This window comes from Chryseobacterium sp. AG844, assembly GCF_003182335.1.
GTDB classification, from domain to species: Bacteria; Bacteroidota; Bacteroidia; order Flavobacteriales; family Weeksellaceae; genus Chryseobacterium; species Chryseobacterium cupriresistens.
The window spans coordinates 72,284-95,492 of record NZ_QGTV01000008.1; the positions used below are offsets into that span (position 1 = coordinate 72,284).

A 23,209-nucleotide genomic window follows, 5' to 3' on the forward strand; every position below is an offset into this window, starting at 1 on the left:
ATGAGGTGAATTTAGTATATTTGTAAACTATTTAACAGAAATGAATTACACGCTTATTAAAGATTATATAGACCTGCTGGAAGAGTTTGAAACTGAAGTCAGTAATAGCCCGGAGTCTTATCCGGTAACTATTCAGGGCTTTAAAGCATGGATTTCTGGTAAAGGGAATATTGAAGAACATCACCCTGAAGAGCCCTACTGGGAAGGCAAGGAGAACGGAAGAACGCCGGAGAGTGCCATCAGTACATTACTTGTTCATCTTAACCGGTATGCAAAAACCTATTCAAAGTCTGCCATCTCACATTCTGAATTTTCTACTCAGGAAGATTTTATTTATCTGATTAATCTTAAAGCTTTCGGGGAAATGACAAAAATGGCGCTTATCAAAAAAAATATCCATGATAAGCCGGTAGGGATGCTTATTATCGCCAGGCTTTTGCGCCAGGGACTTATAGAACAGACAGATTCTGATGTAGATAAACGCAGTAAATTAATCCGTATTACCGAACGAGGATTAAAGGTCCTGGAAAATCAAATGGAAAAAATCCGTCAGGCTACCAATATCGTTGCCGGAAATCTCAACCACTACGAGAAAATGGAACTGATCCGTATTCTTAATAAGCTGGATCGCTTTCATTATCCTATTTTTTCGCGGAACATCAATCCTGATGAGCTGATCAATACGGTGTATGATGAGTATGTATTTAAGGGTTCTTAATATTTAAAAGTGATAGTTAACCGAACCTTATTTTTATAATTAATTCCTTCATTCACCTTAATAAAATTACTGGATCTGATGTGTGATTTGCAAGAAAATAAAAACCAAACAGACTGTGGGATGAGTAATGTTTTTGAAAATTATCTGTCCTCAACAGGAGGATTATCACCCAATGAAGTCAACTTTTCTTTGCAGTTCTTTAAACCGGTTCACTTAAAAAAGGGTGATTTTTTTATTCATGAAGATGAAATCTGCCGTTATATTGGATTTATTGCCAGTGGCGCTGTAAAAGCATATGCTACCGATAAAGAAGGTAAGGAAAATATAACCTGCTTCAAGTTTGAAAATGAATTTGTCACCTCGTTTTCCGGGTTTATAGCGCAGGAGAAATCCGGAAAAAGCTTCAGGGCTGTAGAAGATAGCATAATCTATAGCATAAGTTATCCAGACTATCAGCAGTTGCTGGAAAAGGTGGCTGCTCTGAACGGAGTTACAAAATCGGTGATAGAGCAGGAGTATATTCAAAAGGAACGTTATCTTCTGAATTACAATAATAAATCCGCTGTAGACAAATACCGTCATGTCTTATCTGATGAACCGATGCTCGTAAAACGGATATCGACACAGGATCTGGCTTCATACCTTGGAATTACACAGCGATCACTTACCCGGGCGAAAGGACAAATCCACAGACCTGGCATATTATAGGACAAATGTCCTTATGCCATACTGGTCGGTAATGTAGATTTGCAGAAAAAAAATTATGCTACGTCAAATTGCTCCTGAAGTATTCCATATTCCACTCATGCCGCGAAACAGTATCAATTGCTATATTATTGAAGGTGTTCTGGTAGACTCGGGAATACGAAGTTCGTACACAACCATAAAGAAAATCCTGCAGAAATTCCCTGTTCATCAACATGTACTAACCCATGCCCATGCAGACCACCAGGGCTGCAGCGATCATATATGTGCAGAATTCAATATACCCCTGCTCTGCCATCCCAATGAAGTTTTCAGGACTGAAACAGGTCTCGTAACCAACGACTATCCGGCTCCGCAGCATTGGCTGGCAAAGCTTCAGCAAAAATACTGGGCGGGTCAGGGACATAAAGTAGGGCAGACCATCGTTGAAAACGATAAAATCGGAAATTTTCAGGTAATAGAAACCCCAGGACATGCGGGAGGTCATATTTCCTTGTTTCGAGAGCAGGATGGATTACTGATCATTGGGGATGCCGCTACCAATATGAACCTGCTTACGACAGTGCCGGGGCTTCGGCTTCCTCCCAATATGTTCACCACGGATCAGCAGCGCAATATCAAATCGCTTCAGAAACTGGCAGAATTGAATCCGGCTACTATCTGCTTTGGTCACGGACCGGTCTTACAAAATACAGATCGACAGTTTGAGAAATTTGTAAAGACTTTAAAAAATGATCAGAGTTAAATGGTTTAAAGAAAACCGTTTAACTTTTCTACCACATTAGCCCAAAGCCTGTCTTTCATATTTTTTTTGAAAAAACCGAAATGATCAATTTTTTTCAATCCTAATTCCGAAGGAACTAATTTTGTGAAGGTGATCTCTTTTTTACTTTCAATATGCTGCCAGTACGTTTCTGTGTTCTTCTGGCTTGAAATGGTCTCATCCGTAGTCCAGAATAAATGAACTATGCAGTACCAGGTTTATGTATCATGATTTTGAAAGTTATCCAGCTTTTATTCAGGTGTATATTTCATGACAATATAATTACCGGGATCTTCGGCAGAGGTATTTTTTACTTCCAAAAATCCTGTTTTTCTATATAAATTGTACGCTTTGTCATTTCCGGGTGTAACTTCCAGGAAAATTTCAATATCATTAAACTGTCTGCCTGCTTCATGAATAACAGCTTCAATCAATCCCTGACCAATATTCTTTCCCTGGAACTCTCTTTTTACATACATTTGGTAAAGAGTACCTGAGTTTTCGTCACTTTTAACAAAAGCACAGATGCCTATCAGCAAATCATTTGAGAATGCACCCACTACAAATTTTCCAAAAGTCTGTTCTTCAATGTCGTTTTCCATCTGAAATTTTTCAATTTTACTGGCTTCCTGATAGGTTGCGCAAAATGACTCAGGAAACTGTTCCAGACTTTCCAGACGGATGGCCCGATATGCCTTACTTTCTTCAGGAAGAAGTTGGCGATAGCTGATATTCATACTGATAAGATTTTTCATAAGATCAATATACAAATATGGAGATAATTTTGTTTGTCAAAATAACTTATCAAAAATTATAAAACAACCTTATCTGCTTGTAACAAATTTCGTTTCAGGTAGTCTTATTAGAATAAAGCATATACTTTTTGACAGAAAGTTCATAAAAGCAGTCTTTAAATGGTAAAAAGTGTTTGTTTAAATGAGAAATATTACAATATTTTATCTGAATGTTACATTTTTGCGAAATAACCTGTTTATTTCACAATGAACATGATAATTTATGTATATTTATAACACTGATTGGGGAATAATATTAGAATAACGATAGAAAATTATCAACTTATTATTAAGTAAGTGAATAGGTAGATATGTAGATATACAGGGAAAAGTGTGCTGATGAGAAAAATTAATGTAATCATTTTTAAAAATAAAACGATCAACTCAAAGGCTATCAAAGAGATAATAGCCTTTACAATCTTCATGGGGCTGATTCTGGTTATGTTTTCATGTTATAAGGAAACTGATAATACAGACCAGAAAAATTTTGATGTATCTCTGTTAACTCAAAGCTCTGAGCTTCAGCTATCTGGTGAATATGAGGCTTTTGTTAAGCTTAATAAAGAATATCTGAATAAAGCGGCAAAATTAAAATATACAGCAGGAAAAGGACTTTGCTATCTGAATATGGCAGGCGTAAATGTTTCTGCAGGAAATTATGAAAAAGCCCGTTTTTTTTTCAATAAAGCAGAAAAAGATCTGATTAATTCCGGAAATGCTTACCATAAAGCAGCATTCTATGATGATTACAGTCTCTATTATTCTCATCTCAAATTAAACGATAAGGCTATAGAATGCAACAACAAGGCATTTTATTATCTCAAACAGACTGAAAAAACAAAGCTTAGCCAAAAACTTCTACCCAGACTTTATGTAAACAAAGGAATTTACTATGCATGGAAAGGATGGCTGGGAACTTCTCTGAAATGCTTTACAAAAGCAAATGTGTTGGAAAATTCGGCGTACACCAATTGTATGGTGGCACAATACTATTTATTTACTCATAAACCTGATTCTGCCGGTATATACATCAGCAAAGCAGATGAAAAAATGATCAGTCAGAAAACTACAGATGTGGAATCTCTTTGGGTGTATTATACAATGGGATACTATTATAATGAAATTGAAAATAGCGAACAGGCTGAAAAAGCACTAAAAAAAGCACTGGAAATAAATATTAAGACAAGACGGACCTATTCTTCACATATCAAAGAAGTTTATAAATCACTTGCAGAATTATATAAGAAAAAAAATGACGGAGGGAAGGCCTATTTTTATCTGAAGAAATATATGGAAGAGGAGGGAAGATTTGATGCGGAACGATTTACCGTTATGAACAAAGCTACCGAAGATTTTATTTCGGAAATGAAGCAGGAATCGGACTGGCATAAAAATGATCTTCCGTTGTTTATTGCACTGTCTATCACAGTACTTACTGTTTCAGGAGTATATGTACGGAAAATGATTAACAGATTACAAAAGAAGAAGAATACTTTAAAAGAACAAACCGACGCACTTAAAAATCACGTTCAGACAAAACAGCTTCAGGAGGTGACTGAGCTTGCTAAAAGAAATGATTCTTCTTTCCTGCTGAAATTTAAAGAGCTCTTTCCTGAATTTATTAAATCGCTGCTGGCGATCAATCCGGATCTTGAAAATTCAGAACTGGCTTTCTGTGCAATGCTGAAATTACGTTTTTCATCCAAAGAGATTGCAGATTATACTTTTGTACAGCATAAATCTGTTCAACAAAAGAAATACAGGATCAGAAAAAGACTGAATATTCCCGGAGAAACAGATATTTACGATTTTTTTGATAACCTGGCAGAATAAAGAAATACATCACAATAAAAGCAGAATGATTCTGTTTTATGAAAAGATTTATTGTTGATCTCAGCAGAAATAACCATTGAGAATTTTAAAATTATACAGACTGTTTTTTCTCTGGAGAAATCATTATTTAATCATAATATATACATGAATTTAGCTTAATTAGAGAGACATATGATGCGTATTTTTCTTTTTGTGTTACTTTTTGTTTTAGTTTCGTGCCATTCCCATTCAAAGAAAGAGGCTGAAAAGAAATTTGACGTTGCTTTATTGAAACAGAATGAAAAGTTCAGACTTGGTGGAGAATATGATTCACTCATTAGTCTTAATAAAAAATATTACAAACAGGCTGATAAAATGAATTATCCGGATGGGAAGGCACTGTGCTATATCAATCTGGCAGAACTTAATATATCGCTTGAAAACTTCCAGAAGGCGCAGATTCTTTTTGATAATGCAAAGGAAATTCTGGATGATTCGGAAGACAACCTGCACAAAGCAAGATTTTACAACGTGTATGGCCGCTTCAATGTAGAGCTCCGAAGGCTTGATAAAGCTTTTCAGTATAATAATGAAGCAATGAGTCTTATCAGGAAAAGTGATCATTCCCCACTTAAAGACGATATCCTTTTCAGTATTTATTTCAGACAGGCTATTTATCTTGTTCAAAAAAAGCAATACCAAAAAGCACTCGGGTATTTCCATAAAGCAAAACGGCTGGACGATACCGGTCTTGCAGATTGTGCAATAAGCGATTATGTCTATATGCATAAAGACAAAGATTCTGCATATAAGTATATAACCATTGCTTATAATAAAGCCAATCTAAGAGGTAAAGAAGATGGAATAGCCCTCTATGCCAATACCATTTTGGGGGAATATTTTCTTTATGATAAACAATATGATAAGGCGGAACAGGCTCTGATTAAAGCATTGAAAATCAATAATAAAACAAAACGTATCTATGTTTATTATGGTAAGTATATCTATAACGATCTCAGAATGTTATATGAACGTACCGGAGATAAAGAGAAGGCCTATTTTTATTTGAAAGCCTATACAGAGGCTTTCGACAGAACCAACACTTCTTTGCTGGCTACCATTAATCAGGATATGGAGTCTTTTATTACAGTCAGCCAACAGGATGCGGATCAGCATAAAAGCAAAATATACTGGATTGTTTCCCTGTCGTTTTTGGGGCTTTGCCTGCTGGGGGTATATGCCTGGAGAATTATTGTTACCTTGAGAAAACGAAAAAAAATTCTTGCCCGGGAAGCTGAAAATCTGAAAATAAGAATGAATGACAATAAGCAGGAGGAAATTATAGAACTTGGTAAAAAGAATGATCCTGAGTTTCTGGATCGTTTTAAAGAAACTTACCCTGAATTTATCGCTCAGCTTTTTATGATTAACCCCAACCTTGAAAATTCCGAACTGGTTTTCTGTGCGATGCTTAAATTACATTTTTCTTCTAAAGAAATAGCAAACTATACGATGGTTCAGCATAGAAGTATTCAGCAGAAAAAATACAGGATCAGAAAAAAATTGAATATTCCCGGGGAAACAGATATTTATCATTTCTTTGACACCTTACAATAATCAAAAAAAAACTGTCTGATTCATCAGGTCAGACAGTACTCGAAATATTCTCTTTTCACCACCCGGTTTTTTTTAGTGGTCTCAGTGCTCAAATATGAAAATTTTTGACGGAAACATGAAAAAATACGATACTACACGGATACTACATGTTATATTTTTGATTTTAAACATCTGATATTTAAATAATTATGATATTTTCTTAATTTATTAATCCTTTCATGAAAAACAGCAGTAGTTCTTTGGAAGTTTCTCCTTTTTTATACTGTATTCCTGATTATTTCTCTTTTTTTCTTCCTCTTTTTAGTTGATTTTCAATATGTTTTTTCATCCGTTTTTTAGGTTAGAATTGTATTCATTCTTACTTATAAAAAACAGAATTTAGCAAGACAAAATTGAGCGTAAAATATAATTGATTGATAATTAATTAATTGTAAGTCCTGATGTATATGAGTAGTATCATTTATTTTTGTTTTTTATTGGGAATATACAAGTTTTGTGAAGTGATTTGTTGTGAATTTTTCATCATTGATTTCATTTTGTTGAACTTATGATAATACTTAAGTGGATTGATCAGAATCCAAAAATGATCTTTTGATAAAAATGAGCTACCTATACTCATACAACCAAAGTAATTTTAAATAAATCTATGAAAAAAAGAATTTTATTCGTTTGTGCATTAGCATCTTGTTTTACGGTTTTCAATGCTCAGAGATGGGAATCTGTCTCACAGAAAACTTCACAGATAAGAGAAGGAGTAGAAGTACAACATTCTTACAGAGTGGATCTGAAATCCCTTCGCGAAATGCTGAGAAATGCTGAAGAAACCGGGAAAGGAGCAACACCAGTTATTATTTCTTTACCTACGGTTGAAGGGAAAATTGAAAAGTTTGCTGTCTATAGCAATCCAGTGATTGATAAATTCCTGGCCGAAAGATATCAGCTTGGGTCATATGTAGGAGTGGGCGTAGATGATCCGTCTAAATATTTGAGATTCAGTACCTCTCCCTATGATATGCAGTCTATGATCATTAAAAATGGTATATTTCAGTTTATAGAACCAATAAGTGCTGATAAACAGACTTACGGTGTATTCTATAAATCAAAGAATGAAGGAGAGCACGGCTTTAAATGTGATACAGGAGAACATGATTTTAAGAGTATTAATAAATTGGTAGAGAATGGTAAAAAAATGCTTTCCGGAGTGGGGATTGCCAGCAGACCTACCAATACGAAATACAGAGATTTTAGAATGGCATTGTCCGTTACAGGAGAATACAGCCAATATCAGTTAACAGCGGCAGGAACTCCGGCCAATGCGACCGACGACGTAAAAAAAGGCGTTGTACTGGCCGCCATGAATAATACCATGACCCGCATAAACGGGGTTTTTGAACGGGATTTCGGAGCCCATTTAACGGTTCAGAATATTCCGGATATCATCTATCTTGATCCGGCAACAGATCCTTATACAGGGAACTTGAATCTCCAGCTGCAACAAACCCTTACCTCTGTAGTGGGAAATGCCAACTATGATATCGGCCATGTTCTTAATCAGAATGCTGAGAGAAGCGGAAACGCAGGAGGAATCGGAATTGTCTGCATCGATCCGGCGACTAATACTGAAATAAAAAAAGGTTCCGCTTACACCCAGGGACCTGTTCCGGTGGGGGAAGTTTTTGATTTTACGGCAGCTCATGAAATGGGACATCAGTTGGGAGCTAATCACACATTTTCAAATACTTCTGTCACAGATGCCAATCAGGGTGCCAATGTAGAGCCCGGAGGAGGGACTACTATTATGGGCTATGCCGGGATTACCTATGATAATGTTCAGGCTAATGCTGACGGATATTTTCATTATAAATCCATTGATCAGGTATTAACTAATTTAGAAAGTAAAGTGAATTGCGGAGCCTCTCAAAATATTATCAACAATACTGCTCCCGCCATTAATCCTTTAGCTGCTTATAGTATTCCTAAAGGAACTGCTTATTATCTTGAAGCTTCAGCTACAGATGCTGAAAATGATTCTGTGAACTATACCTGGGAACAGAATGACAGTACTGATGAATTTTCTACCATTTCCGGCGACAGCGGATGGGGATACAATCCAAAAGGAGCTTTGACAAGATCAGTTCCCGGAACAGCAAACGGAAGAAGGTATTTTCCCAACTTTGCAAGTGTGATGAATGGAATCCTGACAGACAAACAGAGATGGGAAACAGTATCATATATCCCGCGAACATTGAACTATGCGGTAACGGTACGGGATCTGAACGCTCAGCGTCCCATGGTTTCAAGCTCAACAACTACAGTGACTGTAGGGAATGACGGGCCATTCAAATTCAATGGACTGACCACATCTTCAGTATTGTATAATGATGCAGTAAATACAATCTATTGGGAGGTTGCCAATACAAATGCTGCCCCTTATAATACAGCGAGCGTGAAAATAGATTATACTACAGATAACGGTGCAACCTGGACAAATCTTGTAGCTGCAACTCCAAACACCGGAAGCTATAGTGCACAAATGCCGGGTAATGTAAGCGGAGCAGTAAAATTAAGAGTGTCAGCTGTAGGGAATATCTTTTATGCAGTGTCTCCTGCTGTTACTGTGGGAAGTGCACCTACTTCAACTGCATCAGCACCTACAGGAGTTTCCACGATAGATACTGAGATTTTCAAAACAACAGCAAGGGTATCCTGGAATAGTGTTCCCGGAGCTGCTTACTCTGTTAATTACAGAAAAGCAGGAACAGCCAGCTGGTCTAATGTTGTAAGTCAGGCAAATTCTGTAGTTCTGAATAATTTAGAAGATGAAACCAATTACGAAGTTCAGGTAGCAGCTGTGGTAAATTCAGTTCCCGGAACTTTCTCTAATAATTATACATTTAAAACAAAAGGATTAAAGACAGGAGCTGATTACTGCCTTTTAAATTCAGGTTCACCTTATGTAGGAACCATCTTAAAAGTTACCGTTGCGAATCTTGATTATAGTGATCTTACAGCAAAATCCTATAAAGATTTAAGCGAAGATCTTACTAAAGTTGTTAACTTGACACAAGGCAGTACCTATACGCTTACACCTAGAATAGGGAATTTGTTGCAAAACGGACTTCCGGTAAATGTATCTGCCTGGATTGATTACAATAGAAACGGAGTATTTGAATCTACAGAAAGGGTAGGACAGACTTCAGCGACAACAAATGCAGGTAATATAGGATTACCAGGCTTTAACTTCACCGTTCCTGCTACCACTTACTCCGGAGATAAGACATTAAGAATGAGAGTCGTTGGTAAATTCGCAACGAGTGCCCTGAATAGCGTATGTGGTGAGTTGGCAAGCCAGGCTGGAGGTATTATGGATCTTCCTGTGAAAATTACCGCGAGTACACTTGCTGTGAGAGAAACGGTAGATACAAAATCATCAGAGGTTTCTGTTTATCCTAATCCTGCAGATACATTTGTAGAAGTGAAAAACCTGAAAGGTAAAGGTGACTATAAAATTTACAGTGCAGATGGAAGACTGGTTCAGGAAGGTAAGATTGACGGAAAAATCAATGTAGCTTCTCTGGTAAAAGGAATGTATGTGATTACAATAAAAGATGATAAAAATACTTATAATACCAAATTGATCAAGAAATAACACATATGAACCTCCGCACCCGGATCTAAAAGCGGAGAGAAAAAGAGTTTATTAAACTTAAAAAGGCTGTCTCTGGATTGGAGGCAGCCTTTTGTTTTACTTATGAAGCCAGGTGACTGTTAAAAAAATCAAGCATGGTAGTTAATGATTTTTCAGAATGCATCCGTTCTCCGTTTTCAAGGGATTCCTGTGTGGCAGCAGCAGCTCTCTTACGCATGTGGTGTTCGTAGGCGGAAATAGCTTCCTTTACAGTAGTATAATTGTTATCTGTTAAATGCTCGCTCAGTTCCAGGGCATCCAGCATCGCCATATTGGCGCCTTCTCCTGCAAAAGGAGGCATCACATGTGCTGCGTCACCAATCAGAGTCAGGTTAGGCTGTGTTTCCCAGGTCTGATCCAGGGGCATAGAGTAAATCAGACGTGGAATAAAAGGAGTCATTGCATTTTCAAACAATTCTTCCCAGATAGAAGCCCATTCGGAATATTCTGTTTTGAACCATTTCAGCATCTGCGCCTGATCAGAGAAATCAAGACCGCTAGTGGCAGGCCAGTTTTCATCAGCTTTAAAGCTTGCATAAAATCCGAGATCCCCGTTGCCTTTTTGCCCCATTAAAATATTTTGAGAATTTCCGAATGCCATTATTTTTCCACCTTTAATCAATGCATCAATCTGAGGTACATTTTCTTTTGAAACATTTCCTTCCAGCATAATGATTCCGGAGTAAACAGGTTTATGGGTATGGAGATACGGACGGATTTTAGAATTGGCACCATCTGAAGCAATCACAATATCAGCATACACTGATTTCCCGTTTTTAAAATGAAGCAGCCACCCTTCATTCTGGCGTTGCATAGAAAGAAAATGACTGTCCCAGATTACCGTTTCAGGATGCAAAGATTCTAACAGCATATTTCGTAAAGGGCCGCGGTCTATTTCAGGACGGAAATGTTCATGACCAAAATCCTCTTCAGGTTTCGTCTCGTGATCATTAAAAAATATTTCTGCCTTTTCATTCATGATCAGTGTTCTGTCTGCGCCGGGACGGAAGGCCTGTTTAAACTCTTCCAGAAGTTCCGTTTTACGGATGGCTGCCAAACCTGAATCTTCATGCATATCGAGTGGAGAACCCTTTACGCGTGCATTTTTGTTGAAGTCTCTTTCATATACTTTTACATCTGCGCCTTTCAATTGTAAAAGTCTTGCCAGTGTAAGTCCTGCCGGACCGCCACCAACGATTGCTATTGATTTATTGTCTATCAGCATTGTTGATTTAAATTTTACATGGCAAATTTATCTTCCTTTCAACACGGATAATAGTACAAATCGGTCGTTTTTATTTTTGGATAATTCTTTGGGTGCAACCCCGGAAAACTTCTTTACTTCTTTGATAAAATGATTCTGGTCTGTATAATTGAGTTCCGGGAAAAGTCTCCCTTGGGCAATGTGTTCCAATGATGCTCTGAAACGCAAAATAGTAGAATAGGCTTTTAATGACAGGCCAAGCTGTTTGGTAAAGTACCGGTTAATCTGTCTGCTGCTCCAGCCTGTTTTTTCAGAAAGTTCCTGCACGCTCATTTCTCCTTTTGAGGCATATACCAGCTCAAAAAGTTTTCGTTTTCTTTCATCTACTTTCAGTGGAAGCAGTTCTTTTATTTTTTGGGTTGCTTTCGTACAGCAATGGCTGAAATCCTTTATATCATCAGCTTTAAAATTCCAGAAATCAGGAGAAAGCTCTTTTCCGATATTCAATAAATCAGCAATGGAGGTATTCAGAATGTATTCAACTGCAAGAGGTTTGAAACTTACAACAAAAGTAGCCATACGGGGAGCTATAAACCTTTGCTCAGGATAGGTTTCCAATCCGAGAAGCGTAACATGAAAAGGTTCTGTAGCCGACTGTGAAAAAAATAAATCAATTCTTCCATCCGGAATGATAACCACTTCCTTAGCTTCATCCGAAAGGTTCTGAAAAGTGCCCAGATTTTCAACGAAATCTGCAATCTCTTTATCAGGTTCGATGAAAAGGTAAGTGAAGTCATTCTCCATAGTAATGTCTTATGTCGTTTAAAGAAGAAAATTACAAAATACATCTGATCTATTAAAAAAGAATATAGTTTATTTTAATAGCTTATAAATGCTATTTTTGTCAGGAGAGATTTAAAAACAAATATGCTGCAGCTTTTATTTTATGAACAAATCATCACTTAATGCCTACTTCCATTCCTTATTCAGTATCCAAGCTGAAGTAGTTGAAAAAATTACTGAAAAATTCAGTCATTTTGAGGTAAAAGCAAATACTGTTTTGCTGGATAAAGATACGATCAGTACCAAAACCTACTTCCTGGAAAAAGGCTATGTGCGGTCTTATATCCTGAATGAAGATAATGAGGAGATTACCACCAATATTTATACAGCTCCCTGCTTCGTTAATGATTTTCTGTCTTTTTTCAGACAGCAGCCTACCAAAGAAATATATCAGACGATCACCGAATGTGTCTTTTGGGAGACCGGATTGGAAAACGTACAGCATAATTTTCATAATATTCCTGAATTCAGAGAGTTCAGCAGGCTTCTTTTTGTTCTTAATTATTATACGATCCATGACCGGCTCATCGAAATGGCGAGTCAGAAGGCTTCCACGAGATATTTTAACCTGATGAAAAAAGATCCCGATATTTTTCAGCATGTTCCTTTGAAGGTGATTGCTTCTTACCTTGGGATCAAGGACAGTTCCCTGAGCAGGATAAGAAGGGATATTCATAAATTGTAATTTCTTTTCATTTGTCAAGTGATAGTTCAGGAATCATCGCTCATCTTTGCTTAAAAATAATTTCATGAACAAAAAACATATTGTTGTAGTAGGATTAGGTGGTGTAGGCGGTTATTTTGGATTTAAAATAAATCAGAATAATGAAACCACGGAAAAATATACCATTTCTTTTGTTGCCCGTGGAGAAACGTATGAGAAAGTGAAAGAAAACGGCTTGACTTTGTTATCTCCCGAGCATTCCAATTCTCAGACCCATCCTGATGATATCGTGCAGAATATCAGTGAGATCAAAAATCCTGACCTGGTTTTGATCTGTGTAAAAGAGTACGATCTTGAAAATGTCTGTAAACAGTTGCAGGAAGTTATTAATAAAGATACTGTATTGCTTCCGATGATGAACGGAGCAGATATTTATGACAGAATCCGTAAAATAATTCCGGAACACACTATTCTTCCAACCTGTATCTACGTAGCTTCCCATATTAAAGAAAGAGGAGTAGTGGAACATAAAGGAAAAGCCGGAAAAATGATTGTGGGAAGAGATCCTGAGCATTTTTCTGCTCCTGTAGAATGGATTACAGAGCTATTGAGTGAAAGTAAAATTGATTTTGATTTTAAAGATAATTCATTATCAGATATCTGGACGAAATTTATTTTTATTGCCAGCTTCGGATTGGTAACAGCAAAGCATAATTCATCTATTGGAACTGTATGTACCGATGAACAGCAGGAGAAAGAAGCAGCTGAAATTATGAAAGAAATCAAACAGATTGCTGATAAGAAAGGAATCTATCTTCAGGAAGATATCATCGCTAAAACATTTGAAAAAGCCTCAACATTTCCTTTTGAGACTCCAACTTCCTTACAGCTTGATATTAATTCCGGAAAGAAGGATAATGAGCTGGAATTGTTTGCAGGTGCTGTATTGAAATATGGTTCTGAAACTGGGGTAGAAACTCCTTTTACTCAAAAAATCTACACTGAGATTAAAGCAAAATAAGTTTGGGCCTTAACTCAAAGAAAAGCAATATAAGAAGGCGGGCTAAAGCCCGCCTCCATTGAAAATTAAATATAAAAGATAAAAATTTTTTAGTCGCTTTCTTGCTTCATAGCGTTTATCAGACGACTCAATCGGGTACTTAGGCACTATGCATAAATTTTTGCCGGTTTAATAATATTTCTTCAGTTTCCCGATGATCAGGATCATCTACACAGCAGTCTACAGGGCATACGGCCTTACATTGTGGTTCCTCATGAAACCCTTTACACTCCGTACATTTTCCGGATACAATATAATACACTTCATCCGAGACTGCCTGATGATAAGCATCGGCATCACCTTCCGTACCGTCAGGAAATATGATATGTCCTGAAAGTTTGGTTTTGTCTTTCCAGCGCCAGTCAATAGCACCTTCGTAAATGGCTGAGTTGGGGCATTCAGGTTCACAGGCTCCACAGTTGATACAGGCATCTGTTATTTTTATAGCCATATTGTTTGAATTTAGAGGGTTTAAAAAAGGGATTTCGTCAACGTTGAACGGTTCTGAAATCCCTGCTAAACTTAATTACAGCAGTTCAACACTGTTCTTTGAAAATAAGCAGCATAAAGTGTGCTATTTTTTATTTTAAATCATTAATATGCAGTAATTTCTGCCGGTACTTAGTCAATAATGGTTATTTTTTTAGAAGCTGCAATGCTGACAAGCTTATCAAACTTACCGGAATACAGATCCGAAATCTGAGAGGGTTGTTCTTCCTTAAATAATGAAGACCTGACAATCGGAACACTGAATGGCAATGGCCAGGCACGCAATGATTTGGCTATAGAATCCATGGCGTTAATTCCCTGCATGGCCTGAAGACCATCAGCCCAGCATACCAGCCCTACAGTTTTATCTGTGAGATAAGGCTCGTACCAGTTGGCGGTTACTTCAAGCCAGTCCAGGCAGTTTTTCATTACTCCCGGAATGCTGCCGTGATAAAGAGGAGCCAGCCAGATATGCAGATCAGCATCTGTGAACATTTGAGCCATATGCTCTACGGCCAAAGGAGTTTTGGTAAGTGTAACATCGAATAAAGGAATGCCGGAGTCAGCAAGTGTAAAAATATCAGTCTGAATTCCCAGTATTTTCAGGCGTTCAGAAAAATAATCTGAAATCAGTCCGGAAGTAGATAAAGTTCTTCTTTCCAGCGATCCGTTGAATATGATTGCTTTCATTTTTTAATGTTTAAAAATTACTTTGGGTAACCCAATTTCACCATACATCAGTGTTTTCACCAGCGGTTTCAGTAATCCTGCTGCTAATAAATACAATGAAGGATCATGATGAGTACTTGCGCGGACAACCACTTTCTGATTTTTATACTGTTTCAGATCAGCATAGATGAGACGGCGTTTCCAGAGATCAAGGAGTACAGTTTCTGCATTGTTTAAATCAGCATAAGAAGCGTAAGGAGACAATTTTTCCATAATAAGCATATAAGCCCAGGGCGGAATGATAGCATCCGTAGAACAGATGATCGCTACTGCTTTTTCATTGTAAACAGAAAAATCCACCGCAGCAATTGATTCTTTAAATTCCTTCTCCTTAACAATCATTCCCATGAAAAGATGTTCTTTGATATCCAGTTCTACAATTTCCGTAGTCGGTTTGTAATCTGAAAGGTCAAGAGCAATAATGCCTGAAGCCTTTGCTTTATTGATAAAATTTTCCTCAGTCATAATTCGTTTACTTTCAGTATTATTTATTTTACTTTTGACAAGGCTTCTTCATATTTTCTTTCAACAGCAGACCAATCCAGTACAGACCAGAAAGCATCCAGATAATCTGCGCGTTTATTTTGATAATTCAGATAATAGGCATGTTCCCAGACATCCATTCCCAAAATCGGAAAACCTCTGTTGGTGGAAAGAATATCCATCATCGGATTATCTTGATTAGGGGTAGAGCTGATGGCCAATGAGCCGTTGAATTTTACAAAAAGCCATACCCATCCTGAACCAAACTGTGACAAACCTGTCTTCTTCATTTCTGCTTTTAGATTGTCAAGGCTCCCGAAAGTAGCTGTGATATCGTCATGAAGCATGCCTTCAGGATTCAGCTTGGGTTTTGGAGAAATAATTTCCCAAAATAAAGAATGGTTATAGTGGCCGCCACCATTATTTCTGACGGCAGGACTGTATTCACTTATTCTTTGCAGTAATGAATCAAGGTCGGGATTGGTTTCATTGGTTTGTGCCAGTGCTGCATTCAGATTATCTACATAAGCCTGATGATGTTTCTGATGGTGAATGATCATCGTTTCTTTATCTATAAAAGGCGCCAAAGCATCGTAAGCATAAGGTAACTGTGGTAATGTAAATGGAGTCATTGTATTTATTTTTTTGATTAATGTCTCACAAAGGTAGAAATATATTTAAATAAAACAACTTTATGGTTGTTTTATTTATTTTCTGATGAGTATAAGTAAAATGTTGTAAATCTTTATTTTATCCTTGATTTTATAAGGTTATAGAAAATGACTATATTTGTTGTTGAAAAATAAAACAACCTAAATATTGTCAAATGAAGAAGCCGGCTGCGGATCGTATTCTGATGTTTTTGAAGATGAGAGGTGAGGCTACATCACTTCTTATTGCTGAAGAATTGTCGATCACCAAAGAAGGGGCAAGAAAGCATTTACTGAATCTTGCTCAGGAAGGATTGATCCGGTCTTCGGTGAAGAGCGAAGGGGTTGGGCGTCCATCTACGTACTATACTCTAACAGAGAAAGGATTGGTTCAGTTTCCGGATACCCATGCGGACGTTACGGTTCAGATTTTGAAATCCGTGAAAAATCTTTTGGGTGAAAATGCATTGGATTTATTAATCAGCGACCGGGAAAAAAATACCCATGAGCGTTATGAAAAAGTACTTTCAAAGGCAGAATCACTGGAACAGCGCCTAGAATCTCTTTCAAAAGTGCGTAGTGATGAAGGCTATATGGCAGAATGGAAAAAAGAAGGGGAAGACTATTATCTGATTGAAAATCATTGTCCGATATGCGCTGCAGCAACAGAATGCCAGGGTTTTTGCCGCGCGGAGCTATCCAATTTCCAATCCCTGATAGGAAAGGAGTATACAGTGGAAAGAATAGATCATATTACTTCCGGTGGGCAGCGTTGTGTTTATAAAATCAGCCAATAATTCATCGCTTATAATTTATCATTCAAAATGGCTTTAAAAGCAGTAATATTTGATATGGACGGTGTTCTGGTAGACTCAGAAAAATTCTGGACCCAGGCAGAACTGGATGTATTTTCATCTTATGGAGTGCAGGTTACGGATGATCTTGCGGCACAAACCAAATATATGACGACTCAGGAAGTAACCGAATTCTGGTATAAAAGATTCCCCTGGGAAAATTTTGATGCCTCTGATCTGGAATATAAAGTGGTTACAAGAGTAATCGAAATGATACAGACCGAAAACTGTACCATGTCTGGTGTAGAGAAGTTTATTAAAAATCTTAAGAACAAAGACTACAAAATAGGCCTGGCTACCAATGCTCCTTTACGGGTAGCACATGCGGTGCTTGAAAAGCTTCAGATTCATGACCTGTTTGATACCATTCACTCATCAGAGTTTGAAAATCAGGGAAAACCTCATCCTGCCGTATATCTTACTTCTGCAAAAAATTTGGGAGTTTCTCCGGAAGACTGTATAGCTATTGAAGACAGCCAGTCAGGATTAAAAGCGGCAAAAGAAGCCGGAATGCAGACTATAATTTTCACCAATAATGACGAAAATATAGATTCAAACCTTGCCGATTTTAAAATCCTGAATTTTAATACAGTTTTTCTGCCGTTATTTGTTGAATAGTGAATAGTGAATAGTGAATAGTGAATCCGCTCCGCTGTGAATGTTAAATGATGTTACAAAATGGACTATTGACTGCGCAGCAAATTGACCATTGACATTTCCTCGCATCTCGCATCCCGAACCCCAAAATCAATACTTCGTCAACACCTCCATCAACAACAAAATAGAAACCAGCTTTTTAGACGACTTATACTCCGGACTAAGCTGTTCACGGATTTCTCCCAAAGCTTTGCTTAGCTTATTACTTACTGTTTTATTGCTGAGCCCCAGCGCTTCTGCTGTTTCATTCACAGACATATTTTTCCTGATTCTCATATTGTATACCTGCTGTTCCGTTGAGGGAAGCTGGGAAACTACTTCATCAATCATAGTCAATAAAGCACTGATCTCATTTTCTTCAAGGATTTCAAAATACTCGGAATCTGCTATTTCTATTTCATTCGGAATATCAAACTCGTCAATACTCAGCGTAGGAGGCGCTTTTTTGTAGCTGTTATAAAAATCAATAATCCGGTAATGAAGATGACGGAGAAGGTAGCCTTTGGCACTTTCTGTATCATCGGTTTGTATGGCATCCGTATTCTCAAGAATCTTCATCCACAGGTTCTGGAGGATTTCTTCAGAAACTTCCTTATCCCGTGTCCGTACATAAACAAAGCGGTACAGACTATCCCAATACCGGTCATACAGCAGCATAAATGCAGGGCGGTCGCCTGATTTTATTTTCTTTAATAATATATAGTCTGTTGGGCTCATATTGTGATACAAAATTACCTAAAGGAAAATTAACTTTTTGTGAACTTTGGGTGTGATAAGATTAAATATTTCTGAAAAACAGGCCGAAAATTGAACGTTAATGTTGAGTAAATGTGAAATATGACGAAAATTATTAACAATTTGGTTGTAATGTGAATATAACGTTAAGAATGCCCCGGGGAAGTTTTTCATTTTCACTGTCTTATAGATAGAAGTATCTGTGAATACATGAAAGACCCCTATGAAAAAACTTTTACCATATAAAAATATTGAAGCCTTTGTTTTCAGACTTTGGGAACGGGAAGTTTCGGAAGACTCAATTTCTGAAAAAGAAAATGAACTTTTAAAACAGTGGAAAAATCTTGCAGAAAAAGATCTGGATATTGTGCATCTTAAAGAATCCAGAGAAAGGGTATTATCCGGACTGGAAAATTACTTTTCTCAAAAAGATATTGTATCTATCCCGTCAGCAAAAAGCTTTAGAACACATCTTTATAAAATTGCAGCGGTTATTATTCTGCTTTTAACATTGGGCGGAGTTTTTACCTACACCTTATTCATTAAGCCAGATGTTTATCTTGCAGAATCCGGAAATCGTATTGTTCATCTTGAAGACGGATCTGTGGTTACTCTTTTACCAGGCGCTGTACTGACTGTAGAGAAATCTTTTCCTGCGTCCACCAGAGTTGTGGATTTGAAAGGAGATGCAATCTTTTCTGTGGCAAAATCTAAAACACATCCATTCATTGTTCGTGCTGATGGTTTCAGTACTAAAGTATTGGGAACGGTATTTAAAATCTCACAGTCCGGGAAGAAAAAAGCGGTTGATCTTTATGAAGGAAAGGTGGCTGTATCCACTCCCGGGGTTCCGGTTTCGTTCCTTAAGCCTAATCAGAAGTGGACCAACTTCGGAATTGCTCATACTACGGCAGTTATTTCACTGAAACCTGTAAAAAATTCAGCAGACAGGATTGCTGCAATATTGTCTCTGAGTTTTAACGATGTTCCTTTAAAAGAAGTAGTAGCAGTCCTGGAAAGCAATTATCATACAAAGGTTCAATATCCTAAGGAAGCTGAAGATAAAAAAATTACTGCTGATTTTACGGGAGGAACGGTCGGAGAAAATATTGAATCACTGGCTTTCATCCTGGGACTGGAAGTACAGAAAAAAGAAAATACCTATATCCTTAAGAAATAAATCATTATAAAAAATAAATAATCATAATCAAGAGAACACTATTAAGTATGAAAAGTTTGAAATGTGGGATTACCATAGCAGCCTTATTTTTTACTGTAGCAGCAGAAGCTCAGGAGCTGGTTCAGAAAGTAACATTTTCTGTACCTGCCAACAGACCGTTGATTGAAGTTTTAGAAGAATTTGCGGGAAAAACGGGGATGAGACTGGCTTATTCCAAAGTAGATATTAAAGAGCTGAAGGTAAAAGGAGTGAAATGTGAAAATACTTCTGTCAACAACTGTCTGAAGGACATTACCAATGGGCTTCCCGTTATATACCGACTGTATGGTGATCTTATTTCGATAAAATATGAAAGTTCAAATATTTCCGTACCGGGAAACGGACGTATTTCCGGTAAAATAGTGGATGAGGTGGGAAATCCCGTTACCAGAGCAGAAGTTAATATTGCTCAGAAAACTGTGGTAACAGACAATAACGGAGATTTTACCATAGATCTTCCTTCCGGAACTTATAATCTGACGATAAAAGCACCTAAATATAATACGCTGAGAGTTGAAAAATTGTCTGTTATCAATAACGAAACCAGTTCTGTCTCATTTGCTTTAAACAAAGCTTCTGATAAAATTACAGATATCAAAGAAGTTGTGATTACGACAGCCCGTAAAGCAGATACTCAGGCGGGACTTCTTGCCCAGCAGAAGAAAGCAGCCCAGATGAGTGATGGTATTTCAGCGGAACAGATTTCCAAGACACCCGACAGCGATGTGGGAGGAACTTTGAAAAGGGTAACAGGAATTACCACCATTGATAATAAATATGTAGTGGTAAGATCCATGGGAGAACGTTGGAACACCGCGGCCATGGACGGAATCAACCTGCCAAGCACGGAAGCGTATAATCAGAATTTTTCATTTGACATTATTCCTACGGCAATGGTAGAAAGTGTGGTGGTAAGCAAATCTGCCACTCCTGATATGAATGCCAGCTTTGCAGGAGGTTACGTAGAAGTGAGAACCAAGGATATTCCCAATGAGAACTTTACAACCGTTACATTAGGAACTTCATATAATGATCAGTCGGCTTTCAAAGAATTTCTGACCCGCAAGCGGGGAAAGTACGACTATTTCGGGTATGATGACGGGACAAGAGATTTTCCCAAAGGACTGGAGCCGATGAACTGGACAGATCCAAGGTTTTTTGAACAGTCCAGGCAGTTTACCAATGACAATTTCAGCACCTATAAAACCAGAGGTGACATGGGATCTAATATACAGCTGGCAGTGGGAAGAACCTACGCTCTTAAAAATAATAATAAATGGGGATTTGCCGGAGCATTTGTTATCAGAAATGAACAAAACAAACTGGATATTGACCATACAGGAAGGGGAAACTGGCTGGATACCACAGGAATGCCTGATGCAAACGGGCAGATTCCATTCTATAACTTCAAAAACAGCGGAGCTTCCTACAATTATAACTCTACACTGGCAGGGATGTTGAACTTTGGGCTGCAGCTGGGAAAAAACAGAATTTCATTCCGTAATTCCTACACCCATATTTTTGATAATACATTAACAAGAGTTACCGGTTGGAATGAGTATACTACTAACAGTGGTATGGCATCCAATGCAGAATTAGCCTATAATTATTTTTATAACGGAATCATCCCCAATAATGATCCTTCCCAGATTAAAAACCTGGACAGACCTTATACTGATAATACCAACTATCCCATCTTTCAGACCCTTTTGCAGAATAAACTGGAAGGGAACCATAAAATAGACAATACTGAAGTCAGCTGGTTTGCAGCAAGAACAGGGATAACTTCTGATACGAAGGATTATACGCAGTATTTGACTCTTTATGATTTTATTGGAAGTGAAATTCTGGCCTATCATAAAATTTATAACACCGGAGCAAATTTTTATAGAGGATATATCGCCAATAAAGAAACGGATTACAATTATGGAGCTTCCGTTAAATGGGATCTGGATTTCGGAAACTTAAACAATACGATTAAGACAGGATATGCAGGAACAGTGAAAAATAATACCAATCAACAACAAAAATTCTTTTTGCGGGTGGATGAGAACAGAAATGTTCCAAATAGTGAAAAAAATTACCTGACAATGCATGGAACCCTTTCAGATTGGTTCAATGGATCTCAATATGTACCGGGAGGTATCGGATGGGAAACCAAGGCATTGTATAAAAACGATAAATATGAAGGAGAAGTAAAACAGCACGCTCTTTATCTTATGTTTGATAACCGTTGGAAGAAATTAAGATTGGTATGGGGACTTCGTGCAGAGTACTTTAAGTATGACCTTATTTCCCAGCAACTGGACACGACTGATGATAAGAATATTGAAAGAGCAGCTATTGAGGATAAGTCATGGCAATTTATGCCCTCTGCAAATTTTACTTATAGCCCTACGAATAAAATCAATTTCAGACTTGCCTATAATAAATCTGTCATCCGTCCGCAGTTTAATGAAAGAACGGGGCTTCCTTATTTCGATCCGGTGGCCAACGGTTTGATTTACAACACAGAAATGACCTCTTCTGTCATTAATAATTATGATTTCAAATTTGAGTGGTTTCCAGGATTGGGAGAAATATTTTCTGCAGGGCTTTACTATAAAAATATAGACAGACCCATAGAACGTGAAGGGCATATTTCCAGTGAAGGGAATCTATATCTCTATAACGGTAATTCAAAAAATGCAAAATTATTGGGTGTGGAAGCCGAGGTAAGAAAGAATTTAGGATTTATAGCAGACGAAACCTTTCTGAAAAAGCTTTTTATAAGCGGAAACTTTACCTATAATCATACAAAGGTAGTATCCTTTATAGATCTTTATAAAACAGGAGACAATGATGAAACCTATGAAGTAAAACGTCCGCTGTACGGGCAGACTCCGTATGCCTATAACCTTGGATTGACTTATGATGACGACCGATTGGGACTGAGCTTTTTATACAATGCTAAAGGAGATCAGTATATCACCGTAGGATATGCTTACAAAGGAGAAGAAATACAGCGTCCTTATGCGGTGGCAGACGCACAGGTCTCCTATAAATTCCTTCGCAATAAAAATCTTGAATTAAAATTTAATATAAGAAACATCTTCAACAGGGTAAAGGAATATTACAACAACTATAATTCTTATCTGGCTGCAAAAGAGGTAGGAGGAAGCAATATAGGTACAATAAGAGAAGCCTGGGATCTTCTTCCCGGAGCAACGGATAAGTATGATAAAAATATTGACACAATTATGTTCCGAGCTTACAGCGGAAGAATGTTCAGTCTTAGTGTGAATTATACTTTTTAGATAAGTATGTCAACGATATAGAAAGATATCTTAATGATAGAAATGTACAGGTTTCGGGAACCTGATCAAAAACTGAAATATTGATGATGCGCAAAGCAGTACAGTTCTGAGAAAACCGGACGTTAGCAGCTTTAACGGATTGTATGGGAACTCCCGCAATGCAGTTGCTCCTGCAGAGATGGGATGAACCCAAAAACAATACGAAGAAATAGAGAGGAAGATATTACTG

At 37.5% G+C, this 23,209-nt stretch carries 20 protein-coding genes; 12 read left to right on the top strand and 8 right to left on the bottom strand.

What is annotated here, in order from left to right; genetic code table 11:
- Positions 1-40: 40 nt before the first annotated feature.
- From DEU40_RS10170 to DEU40_RS10180, 3 genes are all read left to right on the top strand, one after another.
- Positions 41-718, top strand: coding sequence for a MarR family winged helix-turn-helix transcriptional regulator (locus DEU40_RS10170; protein WP_110009719.1), 678 nt, complete (start codon positions 41-43; stop codon positions 716-718).
- A gap of 120 nt (positions 719-838) precedes the next feature.
- Positions 839-1,426, top strand: a complete 588-nt coding sequence (locus DEU40_RS10175; RefSeq protein ID WP_110009720.1) for a Crp/Fnr family transcriptional regulator — start codon at positions 839-841, stop codon at positions 1,424-1,426.
- Between the two features lie 55 nt (positions 1,427-1,481).
- Positions 1,482-2,168 carry an MBL fold metallo-hydrolase gene (locus DEU40_RS10180; RefSeq protein WP_110009721.1) on the top strand — a complete coding sequence of 229 codons (687 nt, stop codon included), beginning with the start codon at positions 1,482-1,484 and terminating at the stop codon, positions 2,166-2,168.
- 269 nt (positions 2,169-2,437) lie between these two features.
- On the opposite strand, the gene DEU40_RS10185 is transcribed toward DEU40_RS10180, so the two are convergent.
- On the bottom strand, positions 2,438-2,941 hold the full coding sequence (locus tag DEU40_RS10185) for a GNAT family N-acetyltransferase (protein ID WP_228406492.1): 504 nt from the start codon (positions 2,939-2,941) through the stop codon (positions 2,438-2,440).
- 378 nt (positions 2,942-3,319) lie between these two features.
- Between DEU40_RS10185 and DEU40_RS10190 the strand changes: the two genes are divergently transcribed.
- The 3 genes from DEU40_RS10190 to DEU40_RS10200 all read left to right on the top strand — a co-directional run bounded on the left by DEU40_RS10190 (position 3,320) and on the right by DEU40_RS10200 (position 10,058).
- Positions 3,320-4,813 carry a tetratricopeptide repeat protein gene (locus DEU40_RS10190; RefSeq protein WP_110009722.1) on the top strand — a complete coding sequence of 498 codons (1,494 nt, stop codon included), beginning with the start codon at positions 3,320-3,322 and terminating at the stop codon, positions 4,811-4,813.
- A 171-nt stretch (positions 4,814-4,984) separates the two neighbouring features.
- Entirely contained in the window at positions 4,985-6,409 is a 1,425-nt protein-coding gene (locus DEU40_RS10195; RefSeq protein WP_146207845.1) for a tetratricopeptide repeat protein, read from the top strand.
- Positions 6,410-7,055: 646 nt separating this feature from the next.
- On the top strand, positions 7,056-10,058 hold the full coding sequence (locus tag DEU40_RS10200) for a reprolysin-like metallopeptidase (RefSeq protein ID WP_110009724.1): 3,003 nt from the start codon (positions 7,056-7,058) through the stop codon (positions 10,056-10,058).
- Between the two features lie 100 nt (positions 10,059-10,158).
- On the opposite strand, the gene DEU40_RS10205 is transcribed toward DEU40_RS10200, so the two are convergent.
- Complete coding sequence (locus DEU40_RS10205; RefSeq protein ID WP_110009725.1) at positions 10,159-11,322, bottom strand: FAD-dependent oxidoreductase; 1,164 nt, start codon at positions 11,320-11,322, stop codon at positions 10,159-10,161.
- A gap of 27 nt (positions 11,323-11,349) precedes the next feature.
- Positions 11,350-12,105, bottom strand: a complete 756-nt coding sequence (locus DEU40_RS10210; protein ID WP_110009726.1) for a helix-turn-helix domain-containing protein — start codon at positions 12,103-12,105, stop codon at positions 11,350-11,352.
- 142 nt (positions 12,106-12,247) lie between these two features.
- On the opposite strand from DEU40_RS10210, the gene DEU40_RS10215 reads away from it, so the two are divergent.
- Entirely contained in the window at positions 12,248-12,829 is a 582-nt protein-coding gene (locus tag DEU40_RS10215; protein ID WP_110009727.1) for a Crp/Fnr family transcriptional regulator, read from the top strand.
- 64 nt (positions 12,830-12,893) lie between these two features.
- A complete protein-coding gene (locus tag DEU40_RS10220; protein WP_110009728.1) occupies positions 12,894-13,829 on the top strand; it encodes a ketopantoate reductase family protein in 936 nt (311 codons plus the stop codon).
- A 139-nt stretch (positions 13,830-13,968) separates the two neighbouring features.
- Here the strand turns inward: DEU40_RS10220 and DEU40_RS10225 are convergent, their stop codons facing one another.
- From DEU40_RS10225 to DEU40_RS10240, 4 genes are all read right to left on the bottom strand, one after another.
- A complete protein-coding gene (locus DEU40_RS10225; protein WP_110009729.1) occupies positions 13,969-14,319 on the bottom strand; it encodes a 4Fe-4S dicluster domain-containing protein in 351 nt (116 codons plus the stop codon).
- A gap of 170 nt (positions 14,320-14,489) precedes the next feature.
- Positions 14,490-15,047 carry an NADPH-dependent FMN reductase gene (locus tag DEU40_RS10230; RefSeq protein WP_110009730.1) on the bottom strand — a complete coding sequence of 186 codons (558 nt, stop codon included), beginning with the start codon at positions 15,045-15,047 and terminating at the stop codon, positions 14,490-14,492.
- Positions 15,048-15,050: 3 nt separating this feature from the next.
- Positions 15,051-15,551: a DUF2480 family protein gene (locus tag DEU40_RS10235; RefSeq protein WP_110009731.1), complete on the bottom strand. Its 501-nt coding sequence runs from the start codon at positions 15,549-15,551 to the stop codon at positions 15,051-15,053.
- A gap of 23 nt (positions 15,552-15,574) precedes the next feature.
- Positions 15,575-16,201: a superoxide dismutase gene (locus tag DEU40_RS10240; RefSeq protein WP_110009732.1), complete on the bottom strand. Its 627-nt coding sequence runs from the start codon at positions 16,199-16,201 to the stop codon at positions 15,575-15,577.
- Positions 16,202-16,395: 194 nt separating this feature from the next.
- Here DEU40_RS10240 and DEU40_RS10245 point away from each other — a divergent pair, with 194 nt between their 5' ends.
- Both DEU40_RS10245 and hxpB read left to right on the top strand, forming a co-directional pair.
- Positions 16,396-17,016, top strand: coding sequence for a helix-turn-helix transcriptional regulator (locus DEU40_RS10245; protein ID WP_110009733.1), 621 nt, complete (start codon positions 16,396-16,398; stop codon positions 17,014-17,016).
- 27 nt (positions 17,017-17,043) lie between these two features.
- Positions 17,044-17,691, top strand: coding sequence for a hexitol phosphatase HxpB (hxpB, locus tag DEU40_RS10250; protein ID WP_110009734.1), 648 nt, complete (start codon positions 17,044-17,046; stop codon positions 17,689-17,691).
- Between the two features lie 129 nt (positions 17,692-17,820).
- On the opposite strand, the gene DEU40_RS10255 is transcribed toward hxpB, so the two are convergent.
- On the bottom strand, positions 17,821-18,447 hold the full coding sequence (locus DEU40_RS10255) for an RNA polymerase sigma factor (RefSeq protein WP_110009735.1): 627 nt from the start codon (positions 18,445-18,447) through the stop codon (positions 17,821-17,823).
- Between the two features lie 241 nt (positions 18,448-18,688).
- Here DEU40_RS10255 and DEU40_RS10260 point away from each other — a divergent pair, with 241 nt between their 5' ends.
- Together DEU40_RS10260 and DEU40_RS10265 are read left to right on the top strand one after the other, a co-directional pair.
- A complete protein-coding gene (locus tag DEU40_RS10260; protein WP_110009736.1) occupies positions 18,689-19,645 on the top strand; it encodes a FecR family protein in 957 nt (318 codons plus the stop codon).
- Between the two features lie 47 nt (positions 19,646-19,692).
- The gene (locus tag DEU40_RS10265) at positions 19,693-22,980 is read left to right on the top strand and encodes a TonB-dependent receptor (RefSeq protein WP_110009737.1); all 3,288 of its coding nucleotides are present in this window, start codon (positions 19,693-19,695) and stop codon (positions 22,978-22,980) included.
- The last annotated feature ends 229 nt before the right edge of the window (positions 22,981-23,209 follow it).